Annotated in this window: 12 protein-coding genes; all 12 read right to left on the reverse strand. The window is 51.5% G+C overall.

The window, feature by feature from the left end; genetic code table 11:
• Positions 1 to 55: 55 nt before the first annotated feature.
• The 12 genes from secG to KNP00_RS07675 all read right to left on the reverse strand — a co-directional run bounded on the left by secG (position 56) and on the right by KNP00_RS07675 (position 12392).
• The gene (gene secG / locus KNP00_RS07620; protein ID WP_012726902.1) at positions 56 to 280 is read right to left on the reverse strand and encodes a preprotein translocase subunit SecG; all 225 of its coding nucleotides are present in this window, start codon (positions 278 to 280) and stop codon (positions 56 to 58) included.
• A 73-nt stretch (positions 281 to 353) separates the two neighbouring features.
• On the reverse strand, positions 354 to 1241 hold the full coding sequence (locus KNP00_RS07625; RefSeq protein ID WP_215143787.1) for a YitT family protein: 888 nt from the start codon (positions 1239 to 1241) through the stop codon (positions 354 to 356).
• 53 nt (positions 1242 to 1294) lie between these two features.
• The gene (locus tag KNP00_RS07630; RefSeq protein ID WP_215143789.1) at positions 1295 to 2629 is read right to left on the reverse strand and encodes a glycosyltransferase; all 1335 of its coding nucleotides are present in this window, start codon (positions 2627 to 2629) and stop codon (positions 1295 to 1297) included.
• Positions 2626 to 3834, reverse strand: a complete 1209-nt coding sequence (locus tag KNP00_RS07635) for a glycosyltransferase family 4 protein (RefSeq protein ID WP_240542788.1) — start codon at positions 3832 to 3834, stop codon at positions 2626 to 2628. The genes KNP00_RS07630 and KNP00_RS07635 overlap by 4 nt, the downstream gene beginning before the upstream one ends.
• Before the next feature lie 21 nt (positions 3835 to 3855).
• On the reverse strand, positions 3856 to 4737 hold the full coding sequence (galU, locus tag KNP00_RS07640) for a UTP--glucose-1-phosphate uridylyltransferase GalU (protein ID WP_215143793.1): 882 nt from the start codon (positions 4735 to 4737) through the stop codon (positions 3856 to 3858).
• 272 nt (positions 4738 to 5009) lie between these two features.
• Positions 5010 to 6302 (reverse strand): phosphopyruvate hydratase, encoded by a 1293-nt coding sequence (gene eno / locus KNP00_RS07645; protein WP_215143795.1) that lies wholly within the window; start codon positions 6300 to 6302, stop codon positions 5010 to 5012.
• Positions 6303 to 6338: 36 nt separating this feature from the next.
• Positions 6339 to 7877: a 2,3-bisphosphoglycerate-independent phosphoglycerate mutase gene (gene gpmI / locus KNP00_RS07650; RefSeq protein ID WP_215143797.1), complete on the reverse strand. Its 1539-nt coding sequence runs from the start codon at positions 7875 to 7877 to the stop codon at positions 6339 to 6341.
• Complete coding sequence (gene tpiA / locus KNP00_RS07655) at positions 7878 to 8630, reverse strand: triose-phosphate isomerase (protein WP_215143799.1); 753 nt, start codon at positions 8628 to 8630, stop codon at positions 7878 to 7880.
• Positions 8631 to 8648: 18 nt separating this feature from the next.
• On the reverse strand, positions 8649 to 9833 hold the full coding sequence (locus KNP00_RS07660; RefSeq protein ID WP_215143801.1) for a phosphoglycerate kinase: 1185 nt from the start codon (positions 9831 to 9833) through the stop codon (positions 8649 to 8651).
• Positions 9834 to 9930: 97 nt separating this feature from the next.
• A complete protein-coding gene (gap, locus tag KNP00_RS07665) occupies positions 9931 to 10938 on the reverse strand; it encodes a type I glyceraldehyde-3-phosphate dehydrogenase (RefSeq protein WP_215143808.1) in 1008 nt (335 codons plus the stop codon).
• A gap of 58 nt (positions 10939 to 10996) precedes the next feature.
• On the reverse strand, positions 10997 to 12025 hold the full coding sequence (locus KNP00_RS07670; protein ID WP_215143810.1) for a sugar-binding transcriptional regulator: 1029 nt from the start codon (positions 12023 to 12025) through the stop codon (positions 10997 to 10999).
• Between the two features lie 109 nt (positions 12026 to 12134).
• The gene (locus KNP00_RS07675; protein ID WP_215143812.1) at positions 12135 to 12392 is read right to left on the reverse strand and encodes a glutaredoxin family protein; all 258 of its coding nucleotides are present in this window, start codon (positions 12390 to 12392) and stop codon (positions 12135 to 12137) included.
• Between the last annotated feature and the right edge of the window lie 2 nt (positions 12393 to 12394).

Genomic DNA, 12394 nt, shown 5'->3' on the forward strand with positions numbered 1-12394 from the left:
GAAAAAACAAAAGCTGACCGCCTCACGTGAAAATCGAGAACGATCAGCCTTATCATCATAATGATGCGACTAGTAATCCTAAAATGAAAAACAAAGTGCCTAGTACAGCTGCAGTTCGGTTCAAAACAGCATCGAAGCCGCGTGCTTTCTGGCGTCCGAACAACTGCTCCGCGCCACCTGCAATCGCTCCAAGACCTTGCGACCGACCTGACATGAGCAGTACGACGACAATCAATAAGACAGCCACGACAAGTAGGCTGATTGTAGCGATCGTTTGCATAGTAGTCAGTTCCTCCTTCTATTTACACGCCTTTTATTATATAGAAGTTATCAATAAAACACCAGCATTCAAATTATCGGGACGGGTAGCTGAACCCTTCCCCGATGACTTCCTTCACCTGGTGGATGACGACGAAGGCGCGGTCGTCCGTCACTTGGACGATTTTTTTGAGCGGCGCGATCTGACGTTTGTCGACAATCATATACAGCATGTTCTTATCCTGCTTCGTATAGTAGCCATGTCCATGGATGATCGTCGCCGAGCGGCCGAGCGTCTCTGTCAAGACGACGGCGAGCTCTTCTTGCTTGTCGCTGATGATCGTGACGGCCTTGCGGATGTTGAGCCCTTCCGCGACGAGGTCGATGACCCACGAACCGATGATGATGGCGATGAGCGTATAGAGGACGACCTGTTCCCCTAAGAAGAAGCCGGATGTCGCGACGACGATCGCGTCGATGATGAACATCGAGACGGCGACGCTCAAATGGAGATAACGCTCCATGAGCCGGGCGATGATGACGCCCCCTCCGGTCGTCCCGCCGACACGGAGCACCATACCGATCCCGGCCCCAATCATGATCCCGGCATAGACGGCCGCGAGCAGCTTATCCTCGGCCGGGCTCCCCCAGTCATGCGTCAGACTAAGGAAGAATGACGTCGCGACGACGGCGACGACCGAATAGACCATTGTCCGGCGGTCGAGCAGTTTGTAGCCGACGATGAAGAGGATCCCGTTCCCGATGATCGACGTGAGCCCAAGGTCCCAGCCGAACACGTAGTACAGGATGATCGTGACCCCGAGCAGGCCACCTTCCGAGAAGTCGTTCGGTACGGTGAAGTAGTTGACCCCGAATGAGAGAATGAATGAGCCCGCGATGATCCAGGCGATGTCCTTCACCGAGATGGTTTGTAGCTTGCGCCATACTTGTTGACGCAATAGATGTTGCTGTTGACGTTTCATATATGTCCTCCTTCCACAGAAAAAAGACCGCGGCCAAAGCCGCAGTCTTAAGATTATACTGGCTTTGGCGCACCGTCTTTCATAATCGGCAACTTGCGTTCCGCGGCGTTCGCGTAGACGTTCAAGAGTGCCTCTTTTTCCAAATCCCAGTTGTATTTCTCACGCGCGGTCTTCGTGTTCTCTTTGACGCGCGCATAAAGTGCTTGGTCTTCAAGCAATCGGTTGACGCCGTCCGCGATCGATCGTGGATCGTGCGAATCGACGAGCACCCCGACGTCGTTTCCGGCGACGACCCGTTCGATTTCAGGGAAGTCACATGAGACGACCGGTACTTCGGCCATCAAATACTCAAACAATTTGTTCGACGAGGCCGAGTAGTGATTGAAGCAGACGTTATTCAATACTTGGAAGCCTAGGTAGGCGTTCATCGTATAGTAAGGTAACGCTTCGACCGGTACTTTGTCAATCATCTTGACGCGGTCACCGACCCCTTCTGTCTCGATCATCTGTTGAATCGTCGGTTTGAGTTTCCCGTCCCCGATCATGACGAGCGTGCCTTCTTTGAAGTCTTTCGCCGCGAGCACGAGCTGTTCGAGACCGCGCCCGGCTTGCACACCGCCTTGGTACAAGAGGATCTTCTCGTCTTTTGGCAAGTCGAGGAGCGCATGCAAGTCCTTACGGAGCGAGAAGTCGAGCGGACGGTAGAACGGATAGTTATGGAGCACGTACGGATAGAATCCGTATAACTCTTCGTTATGTGCCGCACGCGTATGGTTCTCGACCATCATCGTATCGACGAACGGCAAGAGCCAGCCTTCAAGGTTACTTTGGATGTAGCCATAACCGGTACGGTCCGTCTGTACTTCGTGTGAATCATAGACGATTCGACCTTTATTGAACACTTTTCCGGCGAGGAGCGCCTGCGGGAGCGTGTTCAAATCGTTCGCATGGTAAAAGTCATACGATTTTTTCGTCGAAGCGAATACCATCTCGAGCATCGCGCTCGCATTGACGATCTGCTTCCGTACTTGTGGCAACAAGACCGCCCCGACGGCCGCCCCGAGCGCAAGCATCGTGAACGGCGCGAGCAAGAACAACCCGGCACCGACGAGTCCGGCACCGATCTGACGGGTCCGCTTCTCGCTCACCCATTGATACGTCTTCTTCGCGAACTTGAGCGCGTTGACGAGAATTGACGGCTGACGCTTCACGCGGATGACGCGGAATCCTTCCGGACGCATCTCTTCTTTTGGAAGCTCTTTATTTTTCGGGTCTTGAAGCGCGATCAAATCGACTTCATAGCCTGCCTCGGCGAGTGCCGAGCACTCACGAAGGACGCGCGCATCATTCGTAAAATGGTTCCATACAAACATACATACTGACTTCATCGTGTTTCCTCCATCACTAACTGTTGTACGACTTGATCTAACACGTCGATATTCTCTTCCCAACATAGATTCTCTTTGACGTAACGAATCCCGTTCGCCCCGAGCGCCTCCCGTAGGTCCGGTCGGTCGAGGAGTTTCCGCAGGATTCGCTCAATCTCATCGATGTCACGCCTCCGTGACACGTAGCCGACTTCCGCCGCTTCAATGACATTCGCCGCATGGCCTGACACTGCTGCGACAATCGGTTTGCCGACCGCCATATAGTCGATCAGTTTCCCAGGGATGACCGTATCGAACACTTCTTGCTCGATCAGGCTGACGAACGCGACGTCCGCATTTTTAATCGCCTGGAACGCCTCGGTGCGTGGCATCGCCTCGAGGAACAAGAAGTTTTGGAAGCCACGGTCTTTAATCGTCTGCTTCAACTCTTCTTTCCGATAGCCGTAGCCGATCAGTTTGAAGTGAATCCGCGGTTCGTCCCGGAATCGTTCGGCGAGTTCGAGCAGTAGGGACACGTCCTGGGCAAGCCCCATGTTCCCGGCGTATAAGATCTCCATCCGGTCGTCCGGCGGAATCGTCCGCTCGAGCGTGCGCTCCGCTTCCCGAATCGAGTTCGGCATGTAGTGGATCTTCTCGTTCGGCACACCGCGCTGACGAAGATAGCTGCGGAACCCTTCCGAGTTGATGATGACTTCATCGGCGACACGATACAGTCGCTTCTCCATCCAAAACGCCGGCGTGAGCACCCAATCGTACTTGAACACACCGACCCCTTTCACCGACTCCGGCCAGAGGTCACGGACGTCCAAGATGAACGGGACGCCATATTTTCGTTTCGCATAGGCACCGACAAACGCCATAAAAAAAGAAGGGGTCGTCGCAAAGACGACGTCTGGCTTCAATTCGAGCTTACGGACGGCACGGATTCCTTTGACCATCTGTTCGAGGAACAGGAAGAGACGACTGACCATGTTGGACGTATGTTTCCGTTTCTTCGTGATGAGTCGTTTGATGAACGGTTGGTCGTTCAACTCCCGGTCGTTCCAGAAGCGGTCGTCCTGGTACATATCAAAGCTCGGGTATGAAGGAGCGGCCGTGATGACCTCGACTTCATACCCGCGCTGTTTCATCAAATGCGTAATGTTTTGCATCCGGTTGCCGGCACTGCCGATCTCCGGATAATAGTTTTGACACACCATAAGCATTGTTTTCAAGAATAACACACCTTACTGTTGATCAAGTTCGTCCACGAGCCGTTTCAATAAGGCATGGACGTCATCTTTTAAATCGGGATCGCTGAGCGCATGACAAATCGTCGTCTCGACGAATCCGATCGGCTCCCCGACGTCGTAACGTCGACCGTCGAACTCGTAGGCGAATACCGTCTGCTCCTCATTCAAGCGTGCGATCGCATCCGTCAATTGAATCTCGCCCCCGGCTCCCGCCTCTTGCCCGGATAACGCCTCGAAGACGTCCGGCTTTAAGATGTAGCGGCCGAGGATGGCGAAGTTCGACGGGGCCTCATCGACGGGCGGTTTCTCGACGAACGTCCGGACCGGGATGAGCTTCCCTTCGACGGCAAGCGGGTCAATTATACCATATCGATTCGTCATTTCATACGGGACACGCTGCACCCCGATGATTGAACGTTCATGTGCCTCATACTGGTCAATCAATTGCTTCGTCGCCGGCACATCCGATTCGATGATATCGTCTCCAAGTAAGACGGCAAACGGCTCATCTCCGATAAATTTTCGGGCGCACCAGATCGCGTGACCAAGACCTTTTGGCTCCTGTTGGCGTATGTAGTGAATGTTCGCCAAGTTCGAAGAGTGACGGACCGATTCGAGCAGGCGCGTCTTCCCTTTCGATTCGAGGTTTTGTTCCAATTCGAGCGCACGGTCGAAGTGGTCTTCAATCGCCCGTTTGTTCTTCCCCGTGACGATGATGATGTCCTCGATGCCTGAGGCGACGGCCTCCTCGACGATGAACTGGATCGTCGGCTTGTTGACGATCGGCAACATTTCTTTTGGCATGGCTTTCGTGGCAGGAAGGAAGCGGGTGCCGAGACCGGCGGCTGGGATGATGGCTTTTCGTACTCGTGTCATAAGCATTGGCTCCTTTATTCGTTATGTAGAGAGTATACCCAAATATTGTGTGTTCTGACACAAAATAGAGGTCGTGACAAAAACGTCACGACCAATCGTCATCTCGCGGAGACCCCGCAAGCGCTTAAGCGCGAGGAGGCTCCGTGGATTGCCTGCAGAAAGCATCGGTGCCGCAAAGACGGGTTGACGACCGAATATCGTCCCACCGTCGATTGTGCGGATGTTCCACACAAAAAAACAGGCCCGCCGATTGGCGAGCCTGAAACAATCAATTATTTTTTAAGGTTGTAGAACGACTTGATGCCGTCGTATTTCGCTACATCGCCGAGCATGTCTTCGATGCGGAGAAGTTGGTTGTATTTCGCGATACGGTCTGTACGTGAAAGTGAACCTGTTTTGATTTGACCAGCGTTTGTCGCAACAGCGATGTCCGCGATTGTCGCATCTTCTGTTTCACCAGAACGGTGCGAGATAACTGCTGTGTAACCAGCTTTTTTCGCCATTTCGATCGCGTCGAATGTTTCTGTGAGCGTACCGATTTGGTTAACTTTGATGAGGATCGAGTTTGAGATTCCTTTTTCGATACCTTCAGCAAGTTTTTCAGTGTTCGTTACGAAGAGGTCATCCCCAACGAGCTGAACTTTGTTACCGATTTTGTCAGTAAGCAATTTGAAGCCGTCCCAGTCGTTTTCGTCGCAACCGTCTTCGATTGAGATGATTGGGTACTTGTCAACGAGCTCGGCGTAGAAGTCTACGAGCTCAGCAGTTGTCATTGACTTGCCTTCGCCAGCGAGTTCGTACTTGCCAGTTGACTTGTCGTAGAACTCAGAAGACGCAACGTCCATTGCGAGGTAGATGTCTTCGCCAGCTTTGTAACCAGCTTTTTCGATTGCTTCAAGAATAACTGTGATCGCTTCTTCGTTAGACTTCAAGTTTGGTGCGAAACCACCTTCGTCACCGACAGCTGTGTTAAGGCCCATGCCAGAAAGAACTGATTTGAGCGCGTGGAATACTTCTGCACCCATACGGAGCGCTTCACGGAATGTTGGTGCGCCGACAGGCATGATCATGAACTCTTGGAAGTCCACGTTGTTGTCCGCGTGCGAACCACCGTTGATGATGTTCATCATTGGCGTTGGAAGCGTCTTCGCGTTGAATCCACCGAGGTATGTGTAAAGTGGAAGGCCAAGCTCGTCTGCTGCTGCGTGTGCTGCTGCCATTGAGACACCAAGGATCGCGTTCGCGCCGAGTTTACCTTTGTTTTTTGTACCGTCGAGTTCGATCATTTTCGCATCGAGTGCGTTTTGGTCGAAGACATCGTACCCGATGAGTTCTGGTGCGATCGTGTCATTCACGTTCGCCACTGCTTTCAAGACACCTTTACCAAGGTAACGTGACTTGTCGCCATCGCGAAGCTCGACTGCTTCGTGCTCACCTGTTGATGCGCCTGATGGGACGAGGGCACGGCCGAAACCGCCGTCCTCTGTGAAGACTTCTACTTCTACTGATGGGTTACCGCGTGAATCTAAAATCTCGCGTGCGTAAATTTCTGTAATCATTGACATGAAAAATCGCTCCTTTTCGTTTGAAAAATAGTTGTATTATTTTGTGACAATCGATGAACCAGTCATTTCAGCTGGTTGCTCTCCACCGAGAAGGTCGAGAAGCGTTGGGGCGAGGTCGCAAAGTGCGCCTTCGAGAACTGGTTTCAGTTCGACTCCCTCTTTTGTGATGATACACGGAACAGGTTCCGTCGTGTGCGCCGTCATCGGCGATCCGTCCGGGTTCGTGACGATGTCCGCGTTCCCGTGATCCGCTGTGATGATGGCCGCGCCACCTTTGGCAAGTAATGCGTCCACTACTTTACCGAGGCATTCGTCGACCGCTTCGATCGCTTTCTTCGTCGGCTCAAGCTTCCCTGAGTGACCGACCATATCCGGGTTCGCGAAGTTGATGATATAAGCATCATACTCATCCGACTCGATTCGCTCGAGCAAGCCGTCTGTGAGTTCGTACGCACTCATTTCAGGTTGGAGGTCGTATGTCGCGACTTTCGGTGAAGGGACGAGGAGACGATCCTCACCTTCAAATGGTTTTTCTTTCTGTCCATTCAAGAAGAACGTGACGTGTGGGTACTTCTCTGTTTCTGCGGCGCGGAGTTGTTTGAATCCTTGCGCAGAGAGCGTTTCCCCGAGTGTGTTTTTCAAATCTTCCGGTGGGAAGACGATGTCTGTGTCGACGTCATCTGAGAACTTCGTCGTCGAGACGAGGAGAAGGTTCTCAGGATGGTTGTCCGAGAGAGTGAATCCTTGGAATCCAGCCTTCTCTTTGAACACTTTCGACAACTGGATCGCCCGGTCCGGACGGAAGTTGAAGAACATGATCGCGTCGTTGTCTTGAATCGTTGCGACCGGCTTGCCATCTTTTTCGATAACCGTCGGCAAGACGAACTCATCCGTCAAATCGTTCTCGTACGACTTTTTGAGAACATCGACTGCGTCCGTACCGACTTCACCTTTACCGTTTACGAGAACGTCGTATACTTTCTCGACGCGCTCCCAGCGGTTGTCGCGGTCCATGGCATAGTAGCGACCAGACACGCTAGCGACTTGACCGACACCGAGTTCAGCGAGCTTTTCTTCTGTTTCTTTGAGGAAACCGGCTCCTGACTTCGGATCACAGTCACGGCCGTCCGTGAACGCGTGAATGAACACTTTTTCGATGCCATGAAGTTTCGCGAACTCCACGATGGCATACATGTGATTGATGTGCGAGTGAATCCCGCCATCTGATACGAGACCCATGATGTGGAGACTCGAATCATGTTTCTTCACATGACCTGCCAAATGGTTCATCGCCTGACGGTCGAAGAGTGAACGGTCTTTGATCGCGTTGTTGACGCGTGAAAGTGACTGATAGACGACTCGACCGGCACCGATATTCAAGTGACCGACTTCCGAGTTGCCCATCTGTCCTTCCGGAAGACCGACGTACTCGCCTTTTGCGTTTAGGAGCGTATGTGGATACTGCTCCCAGTAGCGATCGAAATTCGGCTTGTCTGCGGCCACGACCGCGTTTCCGAACGATTCGTCACGCATCCCGAAACCATCTAAGATGATGAGGGCGACTGGTCTAGCCATTTAAATCGCCTCCAACAACTTGAGGAACGAAGCGGCTTCAAGTGAAGCACCGCCGACGAGTGCGCCGTCGATGTCATCTTGCGCCATGTACTCTTTAATGTTCTCAGGTTTTACAGATCCGCCGTATTGGATGCGTACCGCAGCCGCTACGTCTTCACCGTAAAGACCTTTCACCACGTCGCGAACATACTTACAAGAGCTTTGTGCGTCAGCCTCGTCCGCTGATTTACCCGTACCGATTGCCCAAACTGGCTCGTATGCGATGACGAGTTGTTTGACTTGGTCAGCAGAGAGGTCAGCGAGACCGCCTTCGACTTGTGTTTTGATGACTTCCTCGAACTTGTCGCCTTCGCGCTCCTCGAGTGTCTCACCGACGCAAACGATTGGCGTAAGACCGTGTTCGAACGCTTTTTTCGTTTTGCTGTTGATGAACGCATCGGATTCGCCGAAGTATTCGCGACGTTCTGAGTGACCGAGGATGACATACGTCACGCCAAGGTCAGCGAGCATCACTGGGCTGATTTCGCCAGTGTAGGCACCGCTATCTTTGTCGTACATGTTTTGTGCACCGAGCAACAAGTTTGACCCTTTCGCTGCTTCTACCATCGGTGCGAGGAAAAGTGCCGGAGCACCAATCGCTGCATCCACTTTGTCAGTAGATGGGACGTTGTTTTTGACTTCCTCTACGAAAGCGACCGCTTCCGAGAGTGTTTTGTTCATTTTCCAGTTACCTGCAATAATCGGTTTACGCATCGATATTCCTCCTCTAAATTACTTGTCGTTGAGCGCCTCGACACCTGGAAGTTTCTTGCCTTCCATGAATTCGAGTGATGCGCCACCACCAGTTGAGATGTGACTCATCTTGTCAGCAAGGCCAAACTTGGCTGCCGCAGCGGCTGAGTCGCCACCACCGATGATTGAGTATGCATCGCTGTCCGCAAGTGCTTGAGCGACACCTTTCGTTCCGTTTGCGTATTTATCGAGTTCAAATACGCCCATCGGTCCGTTCCAAACGACAAGTTTCGATTCGCGAATCGCATCCGCGTAAAGTTCGACTGTCTTCGGTCCGATATCAAGACCCATGTGATCCGCTGGGATCGAGTCGATATCGACTGGGCCGACATACGTTTCTTCGCCGAATTCTTTTGCGATGACACAGTCGACAGGCATCAAGAACTTCACGCCTTTGTCTTCTGCTTTCTTCATGAATTGACGAGCGAGGTCAAGCTTATCCTCTTCAAGGAGTGACGTCCCGACTTCGTGCCCGAGTGCTTTCGAGAACGTATACGAGAGTCCGCCACCGATGATGAGTGTGTCAACGATGTCAAGAAGGTGGTCGATGACCCCAATCTTGTCCGCCACTTTCGAACCGCCGATAATCGCCGTAAACGGACGATCTGGGTTTAAAAGAGCTTTACCGAGGACTTCAAGTTCTTTTTCCATCAAAAGACCTGATACGGCTGTGTCCACGTGGTGTGCAATCCCTTCAGTCGAAGCGTGTGCACGGTGAGCCGCGCCGAATGCGTCGTTGACGTATACGTCAGCAAGTGCTGCGAATCCTTTTGCAAGTTCAGCGTCGTTCTTCGTTTCACCAGGGTAGAAACGAACGTTCTCTAAAACGACGACATCGCCTTCAGAGAGTTTAGCGACCGCTTCTTCTGCGACCGGACCATATGCTTCTTCGACGAGCGGTACATCTTTTCCGAGGAGCTCAGCGAGACGCTTCGCTACTGGAGCAAGTGAGAACTCAGGGTTCTTCTCGCCTTTTGGACGGCCGAGGTGGCTCGCGAGGACGAGTTTCGCACCACCGTCAAGCAAGTGCTTGATTGTTGGAAGTGCGGCTTGGATCCGAGTTTCGTCTTGGATGACGCCATCTTTGAGTGGAACGTTGAAGTCAACGCGGCAAAAGACGCGTTTCCCATTTACATCGATGTCACGAATAGACTGTTTGTTCATAACTTTCGCCTCCATATGTCGTGCGTGTTATTTCATAAATAGAGCGGATAACAATCTCTTGTTTCCGCTCCTATTTGATTCTATTTAGTTCACGAACTTACTTCGCAATGTTAGCGAAGTGCTTAACTGTGCGAACCAATTGTGCAGTGTAAGACATTTCGTTGTCGTACCAAGAAACCGTCTTAACGAGTTGCTTGTCGCCAACTGTCATTACTTTTGTTTGTGTCGCATCGAAGAGTGAACCGTATGTGATTCCAACGATGTCAGAAGAAACGATTTCGTCTTCAGTGTAACCGAATGACTCGTTCGCTGCCGCTTTCATTGCTGCGTTTACTTCGTCAACAGATACTTGCTTGTCGAGTACAGTGACGAGCTCAGTGAGTGAACCTGTAGCAACTGGTACACGTTGTGCAGCACCGTCAAGTTTTCCTTGAAGTTCAGGAATTACGAGACCGATTGCTTTCGCAGCACCTGTCGTGTTAGGAACGATGTTTGCTGCAGCTGCACGCGCACGACGGAAGTCACCTTTCGGGTGCGGAGCGTCAAGCGTGTTTTGGTCGCCAGTGTAAGCGTGGATTGTCGTCATGAGACCTTCAACGATTCCGAACTGGTCTTGAAGAACTTTAGCCATTGGTGCCAAGCAGTTTGTTGTACATGAAGCACCTGAGATGACTGTTTCAGAACCATCAAGGATGTCGTGGTTCGTGTTGTAAACGACAGTCTTCATGTCACCTGTGGCAGGAGCCGAGATGACAACTTTTTTCGCGCCAGCTTTCAAGTGAAGCTCAGCTTTTTCTTTAGAAGTGAAGAATCCAGTACATTCGAGAACGATGTCTACACCGAGGTCTCCCCATGGAAGTTCTTCAGGGTTACGGTTTGCAAGCGTAACGACTTTCTCTCCGTTTACGAGGAAGTGATCGTCATGAACTTCAACGTCTCCGTCGAAACGACCTTGTGTCGTGTCATACTTGAGAAGGTGCGCAAGCATCTTCGTGTCCGTCAAATCGTTGATCGCAACAACTTCGATTCCTTCGTTCTTGATGATCTCGCGGAATGCTAAACGACCGATACGTCCAAATCCGTTAATACCAACTTTTACTGCCATGTTAATTTCCTCCTTAGGGTAGAAGCTATTTATTGAAGAGCCAACGGGGGTCAACTCTTTAATAACAAGTTAATAATTCTTTCGCCGCTCCCTCGTCTGTGACGAGAATGATGTTCGGCGTGTGTTTTGCATAGGCGGCAATCGCCTGTGCCTTCGATTTTCCTCCGGCAACCGCGATGACGGTGTCCATGTCATCTAACTCTTCAAGTTGGATGCCGACCGTCTTGACGCGATGTACGATTTCACCTTCGGCATTGAAGTAATAACCGAATGCCTCGGCGACGGCGTCATGCCGTTCAATCATTCGCAGGTGCTCCGGTGATGCATGACGGCGTTTTGCCATCGTTTCTGCCTCACCAATTCCATGTACCACAATTCGCGCCGCTCTAATCATTTCCAGCACATTTTTTATGCTAGGTTCCTCCACCATCCGATCGAATGTTTCTTGTGACACTTCATCCGGAATATGTAGAAGATGATAGTCTGCGCGGGCCCGGTCCGCCATGCGTGAACAGACGGTGTTCGCTTGAAGTTCAAGCGTTTCTCCTAGACCTCCACGCGCCGGCACAAAATGCATCGGGCGTTCTTTTTTGTCGGGCGACATCATCGCCGCGACTGATGCCATCGTCGTACCACCCGTTACCGCAACCACGTTATCATCCGGTGCGAGCCTCGCTTTTAGTTGCGTGACCGCCGCCCGTCCGATATCACGTTGGACCCAGAATGTCTCATCTGAATCACCCGGTACGATGACGACTTGGCGAACCCCTAACTTTTCTTCGAGTTCTCTTGCCACTTCTGAGATTCCGAGAAGTTCTCCCATGATCTCGTGCAAGTCCCGTAAGACATTCCTTCCCGTCTCACTGAGGGATATTCCTTGAGTAGCCACATGAAGAAGACCGTGATCTTTCAAAAAGTCGACTTCTCGTCTAAGTACCCGTTCGGTCAATCCCAAACTCGTTGCTAGCGTCCTGCGGCCAATCGGCTGCATCAAACGGACATAGTGTAAGATATCGTAACGATGTCGGAGCGTATCGAGCAGGTCAGGGACAATTTGCTTCTGAACGTGAATCAGTTGCTGGATCATGCTCATACCCCCTCGACTTTAAGTGTGGACAACTTCCGTCCCACTTTTTTATTTGCGTCCCACCGCTACGAGTTCATCTTATCAATCACTTTTCCGTCTGACAACCCCTTCAAACGTTTTTTTTCGATGTAAGCGTATACTTAACAAAATCTTCAACTTTGTTGTCATCATATCGCCCTTGACTGATGACCTCTCCTTCGTGTATAAGAACCGGGATCTCAAATAGATACTTCGCCTCTAGCACCTCATCTCCCGTAATGTCGACCTGTACGAGCTCGATCGGATAGTCTTCTCCGAGCCATTCAAGCATGACGACCGCCTCGTCACAGAGTGAGCAATTCTCTCGTTTATATAATGTTAGTTTCATCT

The sequence above is a fragment of the Exiguobacterium qingdaonense genome (assembly GCF_018617855.1).
Classification (GTDB): Bacteria; Bacillota; Bacilli; order Exiguobacteriales; family Exiguobacteriaceae; genus Exiguobacterium; species Exiguobacterium qingdaonense.